The 21,951-nt window shown below is 69.4% G+C and carries 20 protein-coding genes, 1 tRNA gene and 2 pseudogenes; 11 read left to right on the top strand and 12 right to left on the bottom strand.

The window, feature by feature from the left end; all coding sequences use genetic code 11:
• Window positions 1-218 precede the first annotated feature (218 nt).
• Both ACWFR4_RS03280 and ACWFR4_RS03285 read right to left on the bottom strand, forming a co-directional pair.
• The gene (locus tag ACWFR4_RS03280) at window positions 219-701 is read right to left on the bottom strand and encodes a hypothetical protein (protein WP_453650498.1); all 483 of its coding nucleotides are present in this window, start codon (window positions 699-701) and stop codon (window positions 219-221) included.
• Window positions 702-1,174: 473 nt separating this feature from the next.
• The gene (locus ACWFR4_RS03285; RefSeq protein WP_453650500.1) at window positions 1,175-1,852 is read right to left on the bottom strand and encodes a GAP family protein; all 678 of its coding nucleotides are present in this window, start codon (window positions 1,850-1,852) and stop codon (window positions 1,175-1,177) included.
• A 78-nt stretch (window positions 1,853-1,930) separates the two neighbouring features.
• Here ACWFR4_RS03285 and ACWFR4_RS03290 point away from each other — a divergent pair, with 78 nt between their 5' ends.
• Window positions 1,931-2,053, top strand: a complete 123-nt coding sequence (locus ACWFR4_RS03290; RefSeq protein ID WP_453650502.1) for a hypothetical protein — start codon at window positions 1,931-1,933, stop codon at window positions 2,051-2,053.
• Window positions 2,054-2,131: 78 nt separating this feature from the next.
• A pseudogene (locus tag ACWFR4_RS03295) lies at window positions 2,132-2,869 on the top strand (tyrosine-type recombinase/integrase); the annotation flags it as partial.
• Between the two features lie 92 nt (window positions 2,870-2,961).
• Here ACWFR4_RS03295 and ACWFR4_RS03300 read toward each other — a convergent pair.
• Window positions 2,962-3,036 (bottom strand) — tRNA-Val (locus ACWFR4_RS03300).
• Between the two features lie 215 nt (window positions 3,037-3,251).
• On the opposite strand from ACWFR4_RS03300, the gene ACWFR4_RS03305 reads away from it, so the two are divergent.
• The 7 genes and pseudogenes from ACWFR4_RS03305 (at window position 3,252) to ACWFR4_RS03335 (ending at window position 8,311) form a co-directional block, all read left to right on the top strand.
• Window positions 3,252-4,592, top strand: a complete 1,341-nt coding sequence (locus ACWFR4_RS03305) for a hypothetical protein (RefSeq protein WP_453457507.1) — start codon at window positions 3,252-3,254, stop codon at window positions 4,590-4,592.
• A gap of 155 nt (window positions 4,593-4,747) precedes the next feature.
• Window positions 4,748-5,398: a DUF4383 domain-containing protein gene (locus ACWFR4_RS03310; protein WP_453457476.1), complete on the top strand. Its 651-nt coding sequence runs from the start codon at window positions 4,748-4,750 to the stop codon at window positions 5,396-5,398.
• 36 nt (window positions 5,399-5,434) lie between these two features.
• The gene (locus tag ACWFR4_RS03315) at window positions 5,435-6,211 is read left to right on the top strand and encodes a FadR/GntR family transcriptional regulator (RefSeq protein ID WP_453650504.1); all 777 of its coding nucleotides are present in this window, start codon (window positions 5,435-5,437) and stop codon (window positions 6,209-6,211) included.
• 46 nt (window positions 6,212-6,257) lie between these two features.
• A pseudogene (locus ACWFR4_RS03320) lies at window positions 6,258-6,389 on the top strand (galactonate dehydratase); the annotation flags it as partial.
• A gap of 43 nt (window positions 6,390-6,432) precedes the next feature.
• Window positions 6,433-7,053 (top strand): bifunctional 4-hydroxy-2-oxoglutarate aldolase/2-dehydro-3-deoxy-phosphogluconate aldolase, encoded by a 621-nt coding sequence (locus tag ACWFR4_RS03325; RefSeq protein ID WP_453650506.1) that lies wholly within the window; start codon window positions 6,433-6,435, stop codon window positions 7,051-7,053.
• Complete coding sequence (locus tag ACWFR4_RS03330; RefSeq protein WP_453650508.1) at window positions 7,050-8,051, top strand: sugar kinase; 1,002 nt, start codon at window positions 7,050-7,052, stop codon at window positions 8,049-8,051. Before ACWFR4_RS03325 ends, ACWFR4_RS03330 begins: the two co-directional genes overlap by 4 nt.
• A 32-nt stretch (window positions 8,052-8,083) precedes the next feature.
• Window positions 8,084-8,311, top strand: a complete 228-nt coding sequence (locus ACWFR4_RS03335) for an FmdB family zinc ribbon protein (RefSeq protein ID WP_116502294.1) — start codon at window positions 8,084-8,086, stop codon at window positions 8,309-8,311.
• 100 nt (window positions 8,312-8,411) lie between these two features.
• Here the strand turns inward: ACWFR4_RS03335 and ACWFR4_RS03340 are convergent, their stop codons facing one another.
• From ACWFR4_RS03340 to ACWFR4_RS03350, 3 genes are read right to left on the bottom strand one after another with little or no spacing between them, the layout of a single operon-like run.
• Window positions 8,412-9,245 (bottom strand): HAD family hydrolase, encoded by an 834-nt coding sequence (locus tag ACWFR4_RS03340; RefSeq protein WP_453457484.1) that lies wholly within the window; start codon window positions 9,243-9,245, stop codon window positions 8,412-8,414.
• Window positions 9,242-11,746: a phosphoribosyltransferase gene (locus ACWFR4_RS03345; RefSeq protein WP_453650510.1), complete on the bottom strand. Its 2,505-nt coding sequence runs from the start codon at window positions 11,744-11,746 to the stop codon at window positions 9,242-9,244. The genes ACWFR4_RS03340 and ACWFR4_RS03345 overlap by 4 nt, the downstream gene beginning before the upstream one ends.
• 14 nt (window positions 11,747-11,760) lie before the next feature.
• Window positions 11,761-12,927 (bottom strand): HpcH/HpaI aldolase/citrate lyase family protein, encoded by a 1,167-nt coding sequence (locus ACWFR4_RS03350; protein WP_453457488.1) that lies wholly within the window; start codon window positions 12,925-12,927, stop codon window positions 11,761-11,763.
• Between the two features lie 187 nt (window positions 12,928-13,114).
• Here ACWFR4_RS03350 and ACWFR4_RS03355 point away from each other — a divergent pair, with 187 nt between their 5' ends.
• Window positions 13,115-14,056, top strand: a complete 942-nt coding sequence (locus ACWFR4_RS03355; protein WP_453457491.1) for a TerD family protein — start codon at window positions 13,115-13,117, stop codon at window positions 14,054-14,056.
• Between the two features lie 79 nt (window positions 14,057-14,135).
• Here ACWFR4_RS03355 and ACWFR4_RS03360 read toward each other — a convergent pair whose 3' ends face one another.
• From ACWFR4_RS03360 to ACWFR4_RS03385, 6 genes are all read right to left on the bottom strand, one after another.
• Window positions 14,136-14,876: a TerD family protein gene (locus ACWFR4_RS03360; RefSeq protein ID WP_116502289.1), complete on the bottom strand. Its 741-nt coding sequence runs from the start codon at window positions 14,874-14,876 to the stop codon at window positions 14,136-14,138.
• Window positions 14,877-14,975: 99 nt separating this feature from the next.
• A complete protein-coding gene (locus tag ACWFR4_RS03365; protein WP_453457494.1) occupies window positions 14,976-16,124 on the bottom strand; it encodes a DUF475 domain-containing protein in 1,149 nt (382 codons plus the stop codon).
• A 73-nt stretch (window positions 16,125-16,197) separates the two neighbouring features.
• A complete protein-coding gene (locus ACWFR4_RS03370; protein WP_100591940.1) occupies window positions 16,198-16,773 on the bottom strand; it encodes a TerD family protein in 576 nt (191 codons plus the stop codon).
• 98 nt (window positions 16,774-16,871) lie between these two features.
• Entirely contained in the window at window positions 16,872-17,447 is a 576-nt protein-coding gene (locus tag ACWFR4_RS03375; RefSeq protein ID WP_100591939.1) for a TerD family protein, read from the bottom strand.
• Window positions 17,448-17,627: 180 nt separating this feature from the next.
• On the bottom strand, window positions 17,628-18,086 hold the full coding sequence (locus ACWFR4_RS03380) for a peroxiredoxin (protein ID WP_100591938.1): 459 nt from the start codon (window positions 18,084-18,086) through the stop codon (window positions 17,628-17,630).
• Between the two features lie 181 nt (window positions 18,087-18,267).
• The gene (locus ACWFR4_RS03385) at window positions 18,268-18,705 is read right to left on the bottom strand and encodes a DUF3052 domain-containing protein (RefSeq protein ID WP_100591937.1); all 438 of its coding nucleotides are present in this window, start codon (window positions 18,703-18,705) and stop codon (window positions 18,268-18,270) included.
• A gap of 437 nt (window positions 18,706-19,142) precedes the next feature.
• On the opposite strand from ACWFR4_RS03385, the gene aceE reads away from it, so the two are divergent.
• Window positions 19,143-21,890, top strand: coding sequence for a pyruvate dehydrogenase (acetyl-transferring), homodimeric type (aceE, locus tag ACWFR4_RS03390; protein WP_453650512.1), 2,748 nt, complete (start codon window positions 19,143-19,145; stop codon window positions 21,888-21,890).
• Window positions 21,891-21,951: the final 61 nt, after the last annotated feature.

Genomic DNA, 21,951 nt, shown 5'->3' on the forward strand with positions numbered 1-21,951 from the left:
GCTGTTTCCCCTGTCAGCCACCGGAGTTCCCCGTGACTCCCCGCTCGATCTGGCGCGTTTGTGGCACGCCCGCAGCGCTCAAGCTGTTTCGCGATCCAGCAAGAGAAGCCCGGCTACGTCCCCAGGTCCCCAGTGGCGTCTGGGCTTTCGGGTGGCCGGGCCCGCCATGTGGGGCCTAAAACGGAGGTGCTGCGCGGTGGGACCTTCGCAGGTGAGGATCAGTCCCCGGAAGAACCGAAGAAGCCGACATGGGTGCGTTGACTGTCGGTGTAAAGGACCACGTAGACGCCGGTCCAGCGCATCCGGTCCTCACTCAGCAGCGTCGTGTCCTTGTCTCCGGGCCATCTCGTGCACATGGCCTCAAGGGACCGAGCCATCGCGTCTTCGTATTGCTGCACGGTTGGGCGGTCCGTGCCGAAGTGGTGCACAAGTCGGGCCGCAGGCAGCGGGCGCAGCGTGAAGTAGTCAACCTGTCTGAGCTTCTGAGGGGGCTCAGTCGTCTCGACTATGCGCTGCACGTCCAGAATCGAGTGGGTGCCTTCCTCACCCATGAATTCTTCGTCGGCGTAAAGCTCCGCCCGGCTCTCGTACTCGTTGCCGTCGCCGTACAGCTCCTGAAATACCTCGTCGTGCAGGGCCTCTAGCGTCGCTTCGATGCTTCCTCGGTAGGGAGCGACATAGTCCCACCCGCTGGCGCCCATGGCTTGCCCCTGTTCCGTAGCTGCCGCCTAGTGGGGCCTCACGGTAGCGCCCAGCACCGACAACTGATCAGCGACGCAGACGATCCGCCCCGGCCCACCACGCTCACCACGAGCCGGCCGGCACCCGCGCGCGGCGCCGCGCCGTGCGCGGGCCTTGATGAAGTAGGGAAAGTCTCACCGCGCTGGGCTCAGGCTGGCTTCGTCGATGTCCAGTGACAGCACTTGTGCATGAGTTCCGGCGGCAGTTGGTGATCAGCCCACCCGGATTGATGATGAGAAATGACGGCGCAACAGGTCGCCTCGCGTCAATCATGCGCTGTGACTGGATGAGGGCCCGTCCGTAGCGTTCGTGCATGGCAAACGAGAGCAAGCCGGCCATTCGGGATGACGGGGTTGTGCAATCTCCCCGCATCTTCCTCAGGTGAACGAAGCCGCTCGGCTTGACGCCTCACCCGTGCTGCCGATGGGAGGACTCACCGACCGAGTCCGGTGAGTCCGTCGCCCAGGATGTTGGCGCCCAGAAGGAGAAGCACGATCACGGTGATCACGGTGCTGTTGGTGATCATGAATTGCCTGACACTGTCCAGGAACGACGCCGCGCGCTGTCCGCCGAAGAGATGGATGATGACGGCGCCGAGGACGGTGCAGGATCCGACGAGAACGAAGACAGTGACGGCCACAGTGAGATCGCCATTGTGAGCCCCCGCTTCGACGATCGACGTGGCCGCCGAAGCCGTCAGGACGAGGTTCTTCGGGTTGGCGCCCGACAGCAGCGCACCGAGGAGCAGCGCCCGCAGGGCCGAGACGTCATCGAGTGACGCCATCCAGCGTGGCGTCACGGTCTCGTTGCCGGCACGCGGACGCTGCCACCATTTGCGCGCCCCCAGCACGATGAGGGCCACTCCGGCGAGCACCCGTCCCCAGTCTGCGATCGCTGACGAGGGGCTTTCGGGGTCGTCGGCTCCACCGAACACGACCACGACGAGCGTCGCCACGATCCCGAGCCCGGCGATCCACCCGGCCGTGAACAGCAGGCCGTTGCGCCGGCCCTGCCGGCCGGCCAGGATCAGCACGATCCCGATCAGAGGGAAAGGGCTGAGGGCGACCGCGAGCGCCGCCGGCAGCACGGCTCCAATTGCCTGGATCAGCACCGGCTCCCCTTCCGAACTCCACGCCCAGGACGCTGCGGAAATCCCTCTTGGGACAGTACCGAGCGCACCATCTGCGGCATGACCAGCACCTTTCACCAAGAGCATCTCGATACTGCCCTGGCAAGAGCCACCACGCCTCCCAAACTTGTCGACATCACCCGACCGCAGATCGGGGCGCCTCCCAAACCCATCGACAAGTGACTCACTACTGCTCGATAGAGCCGCTCAGGCGGTGGCCACTCGATTACGCGGATGTCCCAGTAGTCCTTGTACGTGGGCTCCGTCGCCAAGGCGTACCAAGTCCTCCGCGCGATCCTGCACACGGCCGTCGACGACGGACTGATCGAGCGCAACCCATGCCGGATCAAAGGCGCCGGATCAGTCACGCACACCGAGCGGCCGTTCCTCTTCGTTCCGGAGGTGTACCGCCTGGCCGACGCTGTTCCGCCCCACTGCCGCGCGCTGATCCTCCTCGCGGCGTTCTGCGCGCTCCGCTTCGGCGAGCTTGCGGCCCTCCAGCGCCGTGACATCGATCTGGAGGCCCGTACCGTCTCCGTCCGCCGCGCCTACGCCGAGACGCGCGCCGAAGGCCTCACCGTCAAGGCTCCAAAGAGCGCGGCCGGTGTCCGTACCGTCGCCTTTCCGGCCTCCCTCTCCGAGGAGTTGGCGCACCACCTGGCCGAGTACGCCGATGCCGACAGAACTGGGCTCGTCTTCGCCGGGGCCCGCGGTGGCGTCCTGCGCCGGAACAACTTCCGACGGATCTGGCACCGCGCGCTCGCCACGACCGGCCCGGGCGACGTCCACTTCCACGACCTCTGGCACACCGGCAACGCCCTCGCCGCGACGGGCGGCGCCTCCACGCGCGAGTTGACGCACCGCATGGGGCACTCGTCCGTGCGGGCAGCGCTGATCTATCACCACCTCGCCAACGATCGTGACCATGTGATCGCCGACTACGTGGACGGCCAGATCAGGAAGGTGAAGCGGCCCCCGCACGGCCCATCTGGCACGTAAGTGGCACGGTGCCCAAGAGCGGCCGCGAACGACTAAGGCCCAGGTCCCCGGATTCGCACCGGTTGACCTGGGCCTTACTCATGTCCCGAGACTGGTGGGCGCGGACGGTTTCGAACCGCCGACATCTGCCTTGTAAGGGCAGCGCTCTACCACTGAGCTACGCGCCCGGGATGATTCGACAGCCTACCTTGCCCGTGGTGGTACCCCGCAAACCCGTATCGTCCGGCAAAGTCCCAGGGCCCAGAGCGAACTATCCGGCCCGTGTGTTCGTCATTAACCGGTGGGAGAATGACAGCGGGCAGGGCGGATGAAGGCACGGGCGAGGGCAGCACGGGAGAGGGTAGTGACGGCGACACCACCGATGCGGCCGTATGCGTCGTACATGCGACCGCGCGCCGCGCTTCGCGATCTGCTCGGGCTCGTCCTGCTTCCGCTGCCTCTCATCGCCGTAGCCGTCGCTGCGGCACCGGCCGCGTTCGCCGGGGGCGGCACCCGGCGCTGGTTCGGGCGTGGGGAGAGCCAGCGGGCGGAGGCGCAGGCCGCAAAGGATGCCGCCGCGGCCGCGTTCTACGAACTCGACACCGCCCAGCGCGATCTGCGGATCTCCATCGAGACCATCACAGCCGTCGACGACTCTCCCGCCGCGCGCCGCACCGTTTCCGACTTCGAGGCTCTCGGCCGGCGGATCGACGAGGCCAGCCTGCAGTACATCACCGCCGTGGACGCGCACGACCTCGACCGGGACGACCTGGAGGCGTCGGTCGCTTCGCGGGCGCGCGCCGAGCTGAGCCGGGCCACGGACGAGCTGACCAAGGTGAAGCTGGACCTCGACCGGTTCTCGCAGGGCCTCGGGCCGCTGCTCGGGAAGGCCGAGACGCAGCTGGCGCGGCTGGCCCCCGCCGTCGAGCGGGCGCGGCAGGCGCTCCTCGCGGCGAGCAACTCCCTGGACGCCGTGCGCGGCGCCGGGCTCAAGGCCGACGATCTCGCCGCCCGCCTCGCCGCCCTCGGGCCCGAGCTCACCCGGCTCAACCAGGGCGCGGGCCAGCATGGCGTGCCGGAGACCCTGGAGCGCGCCGAGCGGGTCGCCCGGGATGCCGAGGCCGTGCGGGCCGAGGCCCAGCGGCTGCCGGAGCGCGCCGCCGAGATCGACCGCCGCCTCGTGTCGCTGCGGACGCGCGCGCAGGCTCTGACCACGCGGGCCGGGCAGGTCGAGCCCATCCTGAGCGAGCTGCGCAGACGGTTCACGGCCCCCTGCTGGCAGGACCTCCAGCATGTGCCGGAGCGCGCCGCGGAGAACGTAAGGCAGGCGGAGCTGAAGCTCGGCGAGGCGCGTGCGGCGCGGGACGAGCAGCGGTGGCCGGACGCGACGTCGCGCCTGTCGACGGTCCGGGCCCTGCTGAACACGACGGACGAGGACGTGTCCGCCGCGTCCGACCGGCTGCACCGGCTGAACGCCGTGGCGAAGGACCCGCAGCAGGAGATCGACCGGACCCGGTTCGCCGTCCGGGACGCGCAGCGGCTCGCCATGTCGGGGCGCAGCACACCCGAGCCGCGGCACGCCCGCCCCCTCGACGACTCCGTGGGTCGCCTCGACCGCGCCGTCGCCGCTCTTGAGGGGCGCCACCCCGATTACTGGCACTTCCTCACGGAGACGGAGGCCGTCCGGCAGACGGTCGCCCGCGTCGTCACCCAGATCAGGGAGGAGCGGGGGGCCCACTCCTGAGCCGCACCCTCCTGCGCCGCACTCTCCTGAGCTACCCCTCCTGAGCCGGCCGCTGAGCTGCCCCGCCTCTGCCTCTCTCCCCCCGAGCTGTCCCTGTTGGCGGCCTAGGGGCTGCGGGCGGATCCTTGAAGTACGTATGTGCAAGGGAGGCGATCATGGCCACGCATGTACGCGAAGTCCGCCCATCCCGGTTCCGGCACCAGCGCGTCGTCCTCGACGATCATCTGCCCGTCGACCACGGGCTCAGCAAGGTCTACCGGATAGGCGCGGGTCTGATGGGGCTCCTGCTGGTCGCCTTCGGCATTCTGGGGGTCATCGATCACATCGGATTCTTCGACACCGGCGGTGACAAGGTCGCCGGCCTGAACACCAACGGCGCCCTCAGCGTCCTGTCCATCTGCGTCGGTCTGATCCTTTTCGTCGGCATGATCATCGGACGGAACGTCGCCTCGACGATCAACATGACCTTCGGCATCCTGTTCATCCTCAGCGGCTTCGTGAATCTCGCCCTTCTCCAGACCGACTACAACTTCCTCGCGTTCCAGATCCAGAACGTGCTGTTCAGCTTCGTGGTCGGCGTGATGCTCATGGCCTTCGGGATGTACGGGCGCGTCAGCGGAACGCTGCCGCACGACAACCCGTACTGGCGTGCGCGCCACCCGGAAGCCGCCGCCCACGAGGACCGCACACGCGCCGCCCGGCAGCCGCACCCCACCCTCGAGGTCATCCAAGCCGCAAGGGCCACCGAGGTCTCCGGCGCCACCAAGACCACAAAGATCACTGATGGGCCCGGGCGTCGAGAATAATTGATAAATAACCAGCTCACGTGCGAGGCTGCCCCCATGACGCGCAAGGACAGGAGTGGCCCGCGCACGGACAGCCCGAGCCGGGACGGCGCGCCGGGGGTCTCGTACACCGGACGCGGCGTCCACCGGACCGCCGTGGAGGCGCTCGCGCGGCGGATCTTCGACGGGACGTACGCGGAGGAGGATCTCCTCGATCTGCCGGGGCTCATGGCCGAGCTGGACATCAGCCAGACCGTGGTGCGCGAGGCGATCAAGGTGCTGACCACCAAGGGCCTGCTGGACGCCCGACAGAAGCGGGGGACGTTCGTACGCCCGCGAGACGACTGGAACCTCCTCGACAGCGACGTACTGCGCTGGACGATCGACTCCGGCGCGCCCGGCGCCTTCTTCACCGACCTCCTTGACCTCCGCCGCGCCGTCGAGCCCGCCGCGGCCGCGCTCGCCGCGTCGCACCGCACGGACACGGATCTCGCCGCCCTCGACGCCGCACTGAGCGCGATGGCCGCCGCCGAGCAGGCGCCCGTCATGACCGACGCCGGCATGACCGAAGGCGACCCCGTTCTCGCCGTGCGCGCCGACGCCTCCTTCCACACGGCGCTCCTGACCGCCTCCGGCAACCCCTTCTTCGCGCAGATGCGGCGCGTCATCATTCCGGCCCTGGTCGTACGGGACCGGCTCGTGCACGCCGGACAGCACGAGCACCCGCTGCCCGCCCACGCCCGGGTCGCCGACCGCGTGCGCGCGCGGGACCAGGACGGCGCGTTCGCCGCGATGCTCGACGTGATCGAACTGTCCCGGCGCGGACACCCCTGACACCGGCCCCGCCTCCACCCCCGTAACACCCGAGAGGAACCCGTACGTGAAGATCGCCCGCATCGAGACCTTCCTTGCTCGGTCCCGCTGGATGTTCGTCCGCGTGGAGACCGACGAAGGGGTCGTCGGCTGGGGTGAGCCCGTCGTCGAAGGGCGCGCGGAGCCAGCGCGGGCCGCAAATGCCCCGAAACGCCCTTTGGAAGGAACCGAGGAAGAGCACCATGGACTTCACTACCGCACTGCGCGCCGAGCGCCTCGTGGCGATCGTCCGGGGAAGCGATCCCGACGCGTCGTTCCGTACGGTCATGGCCCTGGCCGAGGCCGGAATCCCGCTGGTGGAGGTGTCGCTCAGCGGCCGTGACGCCCTCACGGTGATCCGCAGGGCGCGGGACGAGCTCGGCGATGACGTCTGGCTGGGCGCGGGCACGGTCCTGACCTCCGAGGACGCCCGCGAAGCGGCCGCGGCCGGGGCGAACCTCATCGTGACGCCAGGGCTCGGCCCCGGGGTCGACGAGTCCCTGCGGCAGGGCCTGCCCGTGCTCGCCGGGGTGCTCACCCCGACCGACGTCATCGCGGCCGAGGCGTCCGGGGCGACGGCCCTGAAGATCTTCCCGGCGTCGGCGATGGGCGGCCCGCCGTATCTGAAGGCGCTGCGGGGGCCGTTCCCCCGGACGCCGTTCGTGCCGGTGGGCGGGGTCGACGCGGCGGCGGCGACCGCCTATCTGGAGGGCGGCGCCATCGCGGTCGGGGTCGGCTCGCCGCTCATCGGCGACGCGGCGGACGGCGGGGACCTGGGTCAGCTGCGCAAGCGGGCGGCCGACTTCAAGGCGGTGTGCGGATGACGGCGCCGGGACCGACTCCGGGGTCGAGCCCTCTCCCGGCCATCTCCCCCGTCGCCTCCTCCATCACGTCCCCCGCCGCCTCCCCCGTCGACGTGCTCACCTTCGGCGAGACGATGGTCGCGCTTCGCGGCCGCGGGCCGTTCAAGCTGGGCGGCTCGATGGACCTGTCCGTCGCGGGCGCCGAGTCGAACGTCGCCATCGGGCTCACCCGGCTCGGCCACAGCGTCCGCTGGGCGGGCGCGGTCGGCGCCGACGAGGCGGGCGAACTGGTGCTGCGCACGTTGCGCGCCGAAGGCGTCGACACGTCCTGCGTCACCCGTGACACCGGCGCCCCTACGGGCCTGATCCTGTTCGAGCCGCGGCTGCCCGAGGTGACGCGGGTCCAGTACTACCGTGCGGGCTCGGCGGGTTCGCGGCTCGACGCCGACCGCGTCGAGCGGGCCTTTTCGGCCGGACCGCGGCCCCGCGTCCTGCATCTGACGGGGATCACGCCCGCGCTCGGCACCTCCGCGCGCGATGCGTGCCGGCGCGCCCTGCGACTCGCCCGCGAACACCGCGTTCCGGTCAGTCTGGATGCCAACCATCGCTCTCGGTTGTGGAGTTCTGAGGAGGCCGCCGCCGAACTTCGCGACTGGATCCCCTACGTGGACGTCCTCATCGCCTCCGACGACGAGCTGCCGCTGTGCGCGCCGCCCGGGCCGGACGCGGTCAAGGCCCTCCTCGATCTCGGGGTGCGCGAGGTCGTGGTCAAGCTCGGCGCCGACGGGGCGGTCGCCCACTCGGCCGACGGTGAGCTACCTGTCCCGGCCCGGCCGGTGCGCGCGGTGGACGCCGTCGGGGCCGGTGACGCCTTCGTCGCCGGCTATCTCTCCGCGCGCCTCGACCGCGCCGTGACGACGGGCGCTTTCGCGGTCGCGCAGCCGGGCGACTGGGAGGGGGCCCCCACGCGGGCGGAACTCGGGCTGCTCGGGGCGGGCCAGGGGACCGTCGTGCGCTGACGTCCGTCGGGCGTGGCCGCTAACCTGTGCCCATGCCACGCTACGAGTACCGCTGCCGGACCTGCGGCGACACGTTCGAACTGAGCCGCCCCATGGCCGAGTCCTCGGCCCCCGCGGACTGCCCCGCGGGCCACGACGACACGGTGAAGCTGCTTTCGACGGTCGCTGTGGGCGGCACCGCATCGACCTCCGCTCCGGCCCGCCCCGCGGGCGGCGGGGGCGGAGGCGGGGGCTGCTGCGGCGGGGGCTGCTGCGGGTGACCTCCGGCCGGTGACTTCCAGCCGGTGACCTCCAGCCAGCGGCTTCCGGCGGGTGAGCGTGCGGGTCCCCTAGGCGTACAGGCCGGGGTGCCGGTGGCCCTTACGGGTACGTACGGGGCTGCCGGACCCCCTCGATCAGCTCCCGCAGGATCGTCTCGCCCGCCGCGACACCCCGGTCCTCCAGGGCCGTGACGTGCGGTGCCGTCCAGCCCTCGTCCGCCAGCTCGCCGTGGCCGGGGCGCCAGGCGTGGTCGGCCGCGAGGAGCAGGTCCGCGTCGAGCAGGGAGTCGCCGGCCGCCAGCGTGCGGTCGGCACCCGAGCGGCGGGCCACCTCACGCATGGCCGCACTCTTGGTGAGCGGCTTCGGGACGGCGTAGATCTTGCGGCCCTGGAGGGAGACCGTCCAGCCGAGGCTCTCCGCCCACACGGCGAGTTCCTTGACCCAGCCCTCCGGGAGCAGGGACCGCTCGACCACGAGATACGCGAAGAGGTCCTCGGCGACGCGTTCCTTCAGGAGCCACGCCGGGTCGGCCGTCCGCACCAGATGCGCCCGCACCTCGTCGAGCGGCGCGCACTCGGTGGCGAGCCGCTCGTCCACACCGGCACGCCAGTCCGGGTCGGACACCCCGTCCACCAGCAGGTGCCCGCCATTCGCGCAGATCGCGAACTGCGGTGCGGGGCCCGGGAGATGGATGCGACCGTACTGCTCGCGGGTGCGGGTCGTGGTCGGGACGAAGACTGCGCTGCGGCCGAGTTCGCCGAGCAGCGCGGCCGCGTCCTCGGTGACGTAGGAGAGGGGCTTGCCCTCGTAGACCTCGACGCACAGCAGGCGCGGCGCATGGGCGTCGGGCATGGTCAGGCCGAGGGCTGCGGCGGAGTAGATCAGGGTGCGGTCGAGGTCGCTGGCGACCAGGGTGACGGGCGTCGCGCTCACTTCGCGCCCACCGCCTTGCCGTCCGCGCCGGTGGCGCCCCGCGTGTACTTCGGATGGATCAACCCGACGCAGGTGTAAGCGAGTTCGGCGACCTCCTCGACGGGCACCCCGCGCTGCTCGGCGAGCAGGCGCACGTGGTCGAGGTCCGCGCCGGCGCCCGTGCGGGCGAGTATCTTCCACGGGACTCGGCGCAGCAGCACGCGGGTCGTCTCGCCGACGCCGGGCTTCACGAGGTTCACGTCGTGGATCTCGTACTCCTCGCTGATCCGCTCGACAGCCGCCCAGCCCTCCCAGGTCGGCGCGCGGTCGGCGGAGAGCATCTCCTTGACCTGGGCGTCCACGGCGTCGGCTACCTCGTCGAAGCGGGCCTCGATCGTGTCGAGGAAGTACGTGGAGACGTCCGCCTCGGCGAGCTCGCGGTAGAACTTGCCGCCATGGAAGTCGTTCGGCCCGACGAGGTCGGCGCGCAGCACCGTACGCGATATCAGGCCGGAGACCGTCGAGTTGAGGCACGCGGACGGGATGAGGAAGTCCTCACGGGTGCCGTAGGTGCGCACGCAGGAACCGGGGTCGGCGAGCACCGCGATCTCCGGGTCGAAACCCGGGAACTCCTTGAGCGCTTCCGCCAGTTCCCGGGTGATCGCGCCCTTGCCGGTCCAGCCGTCGACGAAGACGACATCGGCCGGGTCGTGGTGGGCGGCCAGCCAGCGCAGCGCGTTCGCGTCGATACCGCGGCCGCGCACGATCGAGACGGCGTAGTGCGGCAGGTCGAGGCCGCGCCGCGCCTGCGCCCACCGGCGCATCAGCACGCCGACGGGCGTCCCGGCGCGGGCGAGCGAGACAAGTACGGGGCGCGGGGAGCGCTCCGCGAGCACGGTCTCGGTCACGACGCCGACGGCCTGCGCGATCCGCGCGGCGGACACCTCCAGGGCGGACTGGAACAGCGCCTGGTACTCGGCGCTCGGCTGGTACTCGACGGGCAGCGACTCGGCGTAGTGCGCGCCACCGCCCTGTATCGCCTCCTCGCGCTCCTCGGTCGGGGCCTCCAGCTCGACGTCCGAGAGGTCCTGGAGCAGCCAGCCGACCTCGTCGGGCGCGTACGAGGAGAAGGCGGGGCCGCGGAGGGGCTCGGGGAGCGTGGGGGGCACGAGGGGCCTTTCGGGGGCGGCCTTTGCGGGGGTAGCCCTCTCGGGGACAGCCCTTCCGGGGACAGCCCTGCCAGGGACGTACGAGGGCACGACGGCGAGCAGCACGCGCGGGGTGTGCTCGGCCAGCCGCGCCAACAGGCCGTCGGGGGCATGCAGTTGAGTCGTGTCCGCGGTGGAGTCGACGACGGTGACGATCGCGTCGAAGTCGCCGCCCGCGACGTTGTACGCGTACCGCTCGCCCGGCCCGTCGGCCGGGTCGTCGTGGGCGGGGAAGACGAGGCGGGTGCGGATCGCATAGCCGGGATCGTCGACGGCGAGGACCGGCGAACGAGTCGTGGTGGAGTAGCGCACCTGCGCCTGCGTACCCTTCTCGACCTCCCGGGCCAGGGCGAGCGGCGCGTACATCAGCTCCTCGAAGCCGAGGACGAGCACGCGGCGGGCGCCCCCCAGGGGCGCGGCGAGGCGGGCGGCCATCGCCGGCAGCGCCGCGTCGAGCGCCGCGCGGTGCTCCGGCGTGAAGCCGTGCCGGCCCCCGTCGGGCACAGCCGCGGGCCAGCCGAGATCCACCCGCGTCACGCTGCCGGGCTCGGTGCGCGGCTCGGTGCGCGCCGTCGGGACGTCGTCGAGGGACTCGTGGTGGGCGACCAGGGCCTGACCCTTGGCGAGGACGTCGTCGGGGAGCTTGACGGTGCCGGACGCGGACGCGACCAGGTCGACGCGGGCGCCGATCTCACGGGCGAAGTCGGCCAGGCGGTCCCGGTCGTCGGGCGAGCGCATGTCGACGAGGGCGACGATGACGTAGTGATCGCGCGGGTAGCGCTCGTGCAGGGCACGGATCGTGTTCAGGACCGTATTGCCCGTGGAGAACTCGTCGTCGACGAGGACGAGTGCCCCGTCCCCCGCGAGGAGGCGGGGGTCCTCGGGCAGCAGCAGATGCGAGGTGGCGTGCGAGTGGGACTCCTCGAAGCCGCCCGCGCGGGCCACCCCGTCCACGGGGCGCCGCGTCGAGTGCAGATAGGGCGCGAGGCCCAGGCCGTCGGCTACGGAGTGCCCGAGGCCCGTTGCCGTCTCGGCGTATCCGAGCACGACGGCCCGCCGCGCCGCGTTGTCGCCGAGCAGCTCGCGCACCCGCAGACCGAGGTCGTACCCGGCGCGCCAGATCACGGCCGGCGACTGCGGCACGTGTTTGCCCAGGACGTTCGACACGAGCAGATGGGCCCGCTTGGGATTGCGGCGCAGGGCAAGGCCCAGCAGCCCGGATATCTCCTCGTCTCCGACGAGCTCGACTCCGAGCCGCTGTGCGACCCATGTCCCCGACCAGACCACTTCGCCCCTTTTCGTTGCTTTCATCATGACTCGCGCGCTCGTCACGCGGGCAGGCCTGCGTTGAGCAGCTCCACGAAGCCGACGTCCTCATGGGCGACGCCGAAGGCCTCCGCCCGCTGGAGAGTCCGCTCGGCCCAGGCCCGGTGCGGCTTCACTTCATTCATCTTGTTCGTGTACGCGGACCTGAGGACGCCGCCACCGCCCCGCTCGGGCCGCAGAATGTCCTGGGCGTCCCCGTACTCCTCGTGACTGACCACGGACAGTGCGTGCACGGGCATCACGTGCGAGGGATGGATGCAGGTCTTGCCGAGCAGGCCGTTGGCCCGGTCCAGCTCGATCTCGCGCAGCAGGCCGTCCATGTCGTGCTCGATGAGCGCCTGGCGCAGCTCGACGGCCCGGCTCTCCAGGAAGGGGCTGCGGCGCAGCTGCGGCTTGAACATCCGCTCCTGGTGCCGGAAGTACTCCCAGACAGGGCCGGTCACGGTGAAGCCGGTGCCGTCGGCGCGGCCGAGCAGATTGACCACGTCCCCGATCACGGAGGCCACGATCTGGACGTCGTACGCGGTCATGTCCGGCGGCCTGCGCAGCCCGTACGCGGAGCAGAAGTCGGTCACACCGAGGCGCAGGGCCAGGACTCGGTCGCGGTACTTGTCGACGGTGCGGGCGATCCCGGCGAGGGTGTCACCCCGCGTCTCCAGATGCAGGAGCTCGGGCGACTCCAGGACGGGCATCGCGAAGAGGCGCCGCCCGGCGGCCGCCTCCGCGGCGGAGAGCGCCTCCAGGAACGACACGCCCCGCTCCTCGGTGAATTTCGGCAGTACGAATCCGGACAGCAGCCGCACGGCGGGGCCGAGGCGGTGCACGAGGTCGGTGATCTGCCCGGCGGCGCGGACGCGGATGAACAGCAGCGGAGGCTGTGCATCCGGTCGGGCCGCGAGGTCGGCGAACTGCCTGACCAGGTTCTCCTCGGCGTCCGCGACCTCGGCGTCGTCGATCGAGTCCTCCAGGCACAGCACCATCGAGACGACGCCCCGGCCCGCCTGCTTGAGGACGTCGTCGGCGAGGCGCGGCCGCGTGGCCGGACTGTAGAGCGTGGCACCGAGGGCCGCCGCGAGCATGCGGGGCGACGAGTCCGCGGTGAAGTCACCGGGCTCCCGGTAGAACAGGCGCTGCCGCACCTCAGGGGCGATATGCCCGAAATGACGCATGAGACTCCCCCGTCGTGCCGCTCAGGCCCGAATTTAAGTGGCCGGTAATAGTACGTAGGGACCCATGTCAAGGGTTCCCACCGGGCATGAAATTCAGGTAACCCACCCATGTCGAGTATGTCGCTCGGCCCCGCCATCTCGGGCCCCCGCGTTGTCCTGGCCAGGACAGGGAAGGCAGGATGACCGCATGACGCACGCGATGCTGAAGGGGTCGAACGTCCCTCTCGAAGCCACGGCGGTCCGCGCCGTGCTGCACTGGACCAGCGGCCAGGGCGTGCCCGACGTCGACGCCTCGGCCCTACTCCTCGGCCCCGACGGTCGCGTACGGTCCGACGAGGACTTCGTCTTCTACAACCAGCCCCGGCACCCCTCGGGCAAGGTCTGGCGGCTCGGCAAGAAACGCGTCACCGACGGACTCACCGACACGATCCAGTCGGACCTGGCCGGCCTCGGCCCCGAGGTCGGCCGCGTCCTCCTCGTGGCCTCGGCGGACGACGTCCCCTTCGACCGCGTACCCGCCCTGCGGATCCTCCTGTACGACGCCGCGGCCGCCGAGGGCGAGCCCCTCGCCCACTTCGACGTGAAGCCGGAGACGGGCGCCGAGACGGCACTGATCTGCGGCGAGCTGTACCGGCGCGGCGAGGGCTGGAAGTTCCGGGCCCTGGGCGAGGGCTACTCGAACGGCCTGGTCGGCCTGGCCACGGACTTCGGCATCTCGGTGGACGAGTCGGAGCCGGCGACGGATCTTCCGGCGTCGTCCCCGCCGGGCCCGATGCCGGCCGCCGAACCGTCGTTCCCGTCACCGGCCCCCGACACCTCGTTCACGGGATCGGCGTCGGGGTCTGCGTCGGGGTCGGGGTCAGGTTGGGGATCCGGGTCGGGTTCGGGTTACGGGTATCCGCAGGCGCCCGCGCCGCAGCCCCTCGCCGCCCCGCTCCCCCAGACCGCGCCCCAGCCCGTCTCCCAGCCGTCGTACGGGTATCCGCCGGCGGCGCCCACGCAGCCCGCGCCGCTCGCCATGCCGGTGCCGACGACGCAGCCCGCGTACGGCTATCCGCAGCCGGTGCAGCCGCTGCCCGACCCGAACTTCGCCCTGCCGCCGCAGGGCCCGCAGTTCATCTCCCGCTGAGACCGCGACCGGCCCCGGGCGACTCGGGGCCGGACAGGGGCCGGGACAGGGCGGCGGGGCAGATGCCCCCGCGTCGGGCCTAGCGCTCCCCGACCTTGGACTTGTACCCCCGGCCCCACTGAAGTCCCCACCCGTACAGCCGGTCCAGCTCGGCCTGGAACCCGTACACGAACTTCACCTCGCGTCGGACGATCAGCTCACCCTTGACGTTCTCGATCGTGACGACGGCGCAGGAGCGGGCCTGTGGGGCGCGCTCGTCGAGGCTGATCTCGACGCGTGGTCCGTTGCTCGGATAGAGCGTGACGTGGGCATGCGTACGGTCGAACGCCGGTGTCTGGTCGTAGATGTAGACGAAGACAAGCAGTCGCTTGATGGACTCACGGTGATCGAGATTGACGTAGATCGTCTCACCCGACGCCGAGCCGAACCGGTCGTCCCCGCTGAGCTTCACGTACGGCGGCGCGTTGAGCGCGCCGAAGAAGCTGCCGAGCGGCTGCACCACGCCCTTCTCCCCGTCGGTCAGTTCGTAGAGACAGCCGAGGTCAAGGTCCACATTGACCATGCTCTGGGTATGGGCCTGCACCACATCGGGCTTGAACAGCTTGAAGGGGTGCCGCAGCAGGCTCTCGCGCTCGGGGCCGCCGATGTCCGAGGTCCGCATCCGCCAGGACAGGTTGATGCGCAGATTTCCGGTGGCCGCCCCCTGTTTGGTGAGCGAGACAACCGGGTGCCGCTTGGTGAGTTCGATGGAGTTCGATGCGGCGCTGCCCGACTCGAACTCCGCCGCACGCCCCCGCCACAGTCCGTCCCAGAAGGACATTTCGCCCCCAAGTGCCCATGTTTCATGGTCCAGTTACGCCGACGGGGCGGCCGGTGAGGAGTTCTCCTCGCAGACCGCCCCGCTCACAGCGTTCCAGGATCAGAGCCCGGACGAAACCTCAGCCTTCTCGCCCGGGGCCGTCGCTTTTCCCTCGGCGGCCGCGATTCGCTTGTTGCGGCGCACCGACGACCAGAACGACCAGGCGATCAGGACGACGCCGATCAGGCCCGTGATGACCTCGTTGATCTCGTACTGGATGGTGACCAGCAGGATCACGGCGAGCGCGCCGATCGCGTAGTGCGCGCCGTGCTCCAGGTACACGTAGTCGTCCAGGGTGCCCTGGCGGACCAGGTAGACCGTGAGCGAACGGACGTACATGGCACCGATACCGAGACCGAGCGCCATCAGCACGATGTCGTTGGTGATGGCGAAGGCGCCGATGACTCCGTCGAAGGAGAACGAAGCGTCGAGGACCTCGAGGTAGAGGAACATGAAGAACGCGGCCTTGCCCGCCATCGCTATGGCCGGCGTGGCCTTGCCGCTCTTCTTGGCCGCTTCCTCGGCCTCGTGCTCGCGCTCCTCTTCCTCCTCCAGGCGGTTTTCGAAGTACCCGGAGAGACCGCCCACGATGAGATACGTGATCAGACCGGCGATGCCGGAGATGAGCACTGTCTCGGCCTTGTCCACATGGACGCCGCCGTGCTGGTGGGCGTGCGTGGCCACGGTGAACGAGGAGATCAGGAGCACGATCATCGCGATACAGACCGACAGCATGTCGACCTTGCCGAGCTTGGCGAGCGGACGCTCGATCCAGCGCAGCCACTGGACGTCCCGCTCCTCGAAGATGAAGTCGAGGAAGATCATCAACAGGAACATGCCACCGAACGCGGCGATCGACGGGTGCGCGTCGGTCACCAGCTGCTGGTACCTGTCCTTGTCGTTGAGCGCGAGCTTGACCGCCTCGATGGGGCCGAGCTTGGCACTGACCGCGACGATCACGACGGGGAAGACCAGTCGCATACCGAAGACGGCGATCAGCACACCGACCGTGAGGAAGATCTTCTGCCAGAAGGCATTCATCTTCTTCAGGATTCCGGCGTTTATCACCGCGTTGTCGAAGGACAGCGAGATCTCGAGGACGGCAAGGATCGCGACGACCCCGAATGCTGTCCATCCGTCGTAGAACACCGCCGCGACCAGGCCGAGCGCAGTAATTGCGAACGACCAGCCGAAGGTTTTCAAAACCACTGGCTACCCCATCAAGTGAGTACGGGTCTCCCCCGCGCCGGTAGGACGGGGCTCCCCCGCTCCGCGCACGGCTTTACGAAACATTGACCCCGAAGTCTAGAGCGATGCCGCGGAGGCCCGACGCGTACCCCTGCCCAACGGCGCGGAACTTCCATTCGCCGCCGTACCGGTACACCTCGCCGAAGATCATCGCGGTCTCCGTGGACGCGTCCTCGCTCAGGTCGTAGCGGGCGAGTTCCTGACCGTCCGCCTGATTGACCACGCGGATGAACGCGTTGCTGACCTGGCCGAACGTCTGTCCTCGGTTGTCCGCGTCATGGATCGAGACCGGAAAGACGATCTTGTCGCAGAACGCCGGCACCTTGGACAGGTCGATCAGGATCGACTCGTCGTCGCCCTCACCCTCACCGGTGAGATTGTCACCGGTGTGCTCGACGGAGCCGTCCGGACTGGTGAGCTGGTTGTAGAAGATGAACCACTCGTCGCCGAGCACCCGGCCGTCCTTGCACAGCAGCGCGCTGGCGTCGAGGTCGAAGTCGGCTCCAGTGGTGGAACGCGCGTCCCAGCCGAGTCCGATCAGCACCTGCGTGAGGTTCGGTGCGGCCTTGGAGAGGGAGACATTGCCCCCCTTGGCGAGCGTGACGCCCATGATCGTGGTCCTCCCCGGTGTGATGTCGCTTGAGTTGTCGAGCGCGTCCGGCGCCGCACTCGCGTGCGGCGCCGGACGGTCACGCGGTCGTACTCGGCTCAGACGTTGACGCCGAAGTCCTGCGCGATGCCGCGCAGGCCGGATGCGTAACCCTGGCCGATGGCGCGGAACTTCCACTCCGCGCCGTTCCTGTACAGCTCGCCGAAGACCATGGCGGTCTCCGTCGAGGCGTCCTCGGAGAGGTCGTACCGGGCGATTTCCGCCCCGCCCGCCTGGTTCACGACGCGGATGAACGCGTTGCGCACCTGACCGAACGACTGCTGGCGATTCTCGGCGTCGTAGATCGAGACCGGGAACACGATCTTGTCCACATCGGCCGGGACGCCGGCGAGGTTGACCTTGAGCTGCTCGTCGTCACCCTCGCCTTCACCCGTGGTGTTGTCGCCGGTGTGCTCGACCGAGCCGTCCGGGCTCTTCAGATTGTTGAAGAACACGAAGTTGGCGTCACTGCTGACCTTGCCCTCCGTGTTCGTCAGGATGGCGCTGGCGTCAAGGTCGAAGTCCGTGCCCGTGGTGGTACGAACGTCCCACCCGAGGCCGATGATGACCGCGGTCAGGCCAGGAGCCTCCTTGGTCAGCGATACGTTGCCGCCCTTGCTGAGGCTGACTCCCACGATTCCTCCCATTGGTGTCGGGGGCGGGGAGCCCCGTCGTGCATTGGTATCGGATCAACGTCTGGATCCTAGTGACCGGTTCCCGGCAGCCACAGGCTCCGCACCCGAAGAATCCCAGGGTGTCATCCCCGGGACATCCCCGAGCGATGCGCGAAGCACACCCCCGTGACCCCTGAGGGGTCAGAGGGTGTCGATCGCCTTGACGTATTCGTTGAGGTCGCGGGCGTCCGGCAGGCCGTTGACGACGGTCCAGCGGACCACGCCCTCCTTGTCGATGATGAAGGTGCCGCGCACCGCGCAGCCCTTCTCCTCATCGAAGACGCCGTACGCGCGCGAGGCCTCGCCGTGCGGCCAGAAGTCCGACAGGAGCGGGTACTCGAGGCCCTCCTGCTCGGCGAAGACGCGCAGGCTGAACGGCGAGTCGTTCGACACGGCGAGCAGCTGGACGTCGTCGTTGACGAACTTCGGCAGCTCGTCGCGCAGGGCGCACAGCTCGCCGGTGCAGACGCCGGTGAAGGCGAACGGGTAGAAGAGCAGCACCACGTTCTTCTCACCCCTGAAGTCCGAGAGCCGCACGGTCTCGCCGTGCTGCGTCTTGAGCTCGAAATCCGGAGCCTTCGTGCCGACCTCGATCGTCATGGTCAAGCTTTCCTTCCGTGGAGCCGTTCGGGTGAGGCCCAGCCTAGGCGCCGCGGGCGGTACCCCGGCGTGGGGCCCCGGCGCGGGCCCCGCATGTGGCCCGGGCAAGCGTGCGGCCCCCGTCGACGCGTCATGGCGTCGGCGGGGGCCGCACGGAGTGTCTGCTGGGGTCTTTCGTCGGCTAGCGCTTCTTGGCGGCCGCCTTCGGCGTGACGAGGCGGCTGCCCGCCCAGTCCTTGCCCGCGTTGATGCTCTTGGTCTGCGAGAGACCCGCGGTCTGCGCGGCTTCGTTGATGTCGCTCGGCTCGACATAGCCGTCGCGGCCGGTCTTCGGGGTCAGCAGCCAGACAGGGGCACCGTCGTCGACCAGCTGGCTGGCGTCTACCAACGCGTCCGTCAGATCGCCGTCGTCCTCGCGGAACCACAGCACCACCGCGTCAGCGACGTCGTCGTAGTCCTCGTCGACGAGCTCGCTGCCGATGACTTCCTCAATGGACTCGCGGAGCTCCTGGTCGACGTCGTCGTCGAAGCCGATCTCCTGGACCACCTGCTCGGGCTGGAAACCCAGCCTCGCGGCAGGGTTGGTCCGCTCCTCCGCGTGGTCCGCGGTCGCGCTCACGGATTGCCTCCTGATCATGTTTACGAAGTTGTCTGCTGCTTCGCGCGTGCGCGAAGCGTTGGCGGTAGTCCACACGGGCGGGGCGGATCGCGCAAGTACCCGGCCCCCGAGACCGCCGAAACGGTGACGTTCCAGGCGGTGTCACCGCATCTTCAGTCAAGGATCCCCGCAGGCCGGTGATGTATGCCACACCGATCTGTCGGATTTGCCCACCCTGTGGATGACGGTCGTCCACCTCGGCCGAACGGCCTCACGAAACTGGTGAACCACATGAGCGTATCGTTGCGATTTGGCCGCACCCGTCCGGGGAACCCCGGGGAATCACTCCGATTACCCCGCGGTAGAGGTGACGATTGTGCCCCCGAGGTACACGATGGGGAGCGGCGCAGCCCCATTGCACCCCAATTGCACATCTCGACCGACAGTGAAGGAACAGCGTGGTTTCCGGATCCGATCGCAATCCGATCATCATTGGCGGCCTCCCCAGCCAGGTCCCGGACTTCGATCCCGAAGAGACCCGGGAATGGCTCGACTCCCTCGACGCCGCCGTCGACGAGCGCGGGCGCGAGCGGGCCCGCTATCTGATGCTCCGGCTGATCGAGCGCGCCCGCGAGAAGCGTGTGGCCGTGCCCGAGATGCGCAGCACGGACTACATCAACACGATCGCGACCAAGGACGAGCCCTTCTTCCCCGGCAACGAGGAGATCGAGCGCAAGGTCCTGAACGCGACCCGCTGGAACGCCGCGGTGATGGTCTCCCGCGCCCAGCGCCCCGGCATCGGGGTGGGCGGCCACATCGCCACCTTCGCCTCCTCCGCCTCGCTCTACGACGTGGGCTTCAACCACTTCTTCCGTGGCAAGGACGACGGCAAGGGCGGCGACCAGATCTTCTTCCAGGGCCACGCGTCGCCGGGCATCTACGCCCGCGCGTATCTCCTGGACCGCCTCACCGAGGGCCAGCTCGACTCCTTCCGCCAGGAGAAGTCGAAGGCTCCGTACGGCCTGTCGTCGTACCCGCACCCCCGACTGATGCCGGACTTCTGGGAGTTCCCCACCGTCTCCATGGGCCTCGGCCCACTGGGCGCGATCTTCCAGGCGCGGATGAACCGCTACATGCAGGCCCGCGACATCGCCGATACCTCCGCGTCGCACGTCTGGGCTTTCCTCGGCGACGGCGAGATGGACGAGCCCGAGTCGCTCGGCCAGCTGTCGATCGCGGCCCGTGAGGGCCTCGACAACCTGACCTTCGTGGTGAACTGCAACCTGCAGCGTCTCGACGGCCCGGTGCGCGGCAACGGCAAGATCATCCAGGAACTGGAGTCGCAGTTCCGCGGCGCCGGCTGGAACGTCATCAAGCTGGTCTGGGACCGCAGTTGGGACCCGCTGCTCGCGCAGGACCGCGACGGCGTCCTGGTGAACAAGCTGAACACCACGCCCGACGGCCAGTTCCAGACGTATGCCACCGAGCCCGGCTCGTACATCCGCGACCACTTCTTCGGTGGCGACCACCGGCTGCGCGCGATGGTCGAGAACATGACCGACGACCAGATCCTGCACCTGGGGCGCGGCGGCCACGATCACAAGAAGATCTTCGCGGCCTTCCAGGCGGCCAAGGAGCACAAGGGCCAGCCGACGGTCATCCTGGCGCAGACGGTCAAGGGCTGGACCCTCGGCCCCAACTTCGAGGGCCGCAACGCGACCCACCAGATGAAGAAGCTGACGGTCGACGACCTCAAGGGCTTCCGCGACCGGCTGCACCTGCCGATCACCGACAAGCAGCTCGAGGACGGCGCCCCGCCGTACTACCACCCGGGCCGCGACTCGGAGGAGATCCAGTACATGCACGACCGCCGGCACGGGCTCGGCGGCTATGTGCCGACCCGTGTCGTGCGGTCCAAGCCTCTGGCGCTCCCCGACGACAAGACGTACGCGAGTGTGAAGAAGGGCTCCGGCCAGCAGTCGATCGCCACCACCATGGCGTTCGTCCGACTGCTCAAGGACCTCATGCGGGACAAGGAGATCGGCCGCCGCTTCGTACTGATCGCGCCGGACGAGTACCGCACGTTCGGCATGGACTCGTTCTTCCCGAGCGCGAAGATCTACAACCCGCTCGGCCAGCAGTACGAGTCCGTGGACCGCGAGCTGCTGCTCGCGTACAAGGAGTCGCCGACGGGTCAGATGCTGCACGACGGCATTTCCGAGGCGGGCTGCACGGCCTCGCTGATCGCCGCGGGATCGGCGTACGCGACGCATGGTGAGCCGCTGATCCCGGTCTACGTCTTCTACTCGATGTTCGGTTTCCAGCGCACTGGTGACCAGTTCTGGCAGATGGCCGACCAGCTGGCGCGCGGCTTCGTGCTGGGCGCGACCGCCGGCCGGACGACCCTGACCGGTGAGGGTCTGCAGCACGCGGACGGTCACTCGCAGCTGCTCGCCTCGACCAACCCGGCCTGTGTCGCCTACGACCCGGCCTTCGGCTTCGAGATCGCGCACATCGTGCAGGACGGTCTGCAGCGGATGTACGGCGCCACCGCCGAGCACCCGCACGGCGAGGACATCTTCTACTACCTCACCGTCTACAACGAGCCGCTGCAGCATCCGGCCGAGCCCGCCGATGTCGACGTGGAGGGCATCCTCAAGGGCATCCACCGCTTCAGCCCGGGCACTTCGGGCACCATCCCGGCGCAGATCCTCGCCTCGGGTGTCGCGGTGCCGTGGGCCCTGGAGGCGCAGCAGATCCTCGCCACGGAGTGGAACATCAAGGCGGACGTCTGGTCGGCGACCTCCTGGAACGAACTGCGCCGCGAGGCCGTCGAGGTGGAACGGCACAATCTGCTGCACCCCGACGAGGACCAGCGCGTCCCCTATGTCACGCGGAAGCTGTCCGGCTCGGAGGGCCCGTTCGTCGCGGTCTCCGACTGGATGCGGTCCGTGCCCGACCAGATCTCCCGCTGGGTGCCGGGCACGTACCAGTCGCTCGGCGCGGACGGCTTCGGCTTCGCCGACACGCGCGGCGCGGCCCGACGCTTCTTCCACATCGACGCCCAGTCGATCGTGGTGGGTGTGCTCACGGAGCTGGCCCGGGAGGGCAAGGTCGACCGCTCGGTCCTGAAGCAGGCGATCGACCGCTACCAGCTCCTCGACGTCACGGCGGCTGACCCCGGCCCTGCGGGCGGCGACGCGTAGGGGCCTGGTCCCGACTGTCGCAGAGGTTCGAGGTGCGGTGCGGCCACAGGGGCCGCACCGC

It is taken from the genome of Streptomyces sp. NPDC055140, assembly GCF_053607285.1.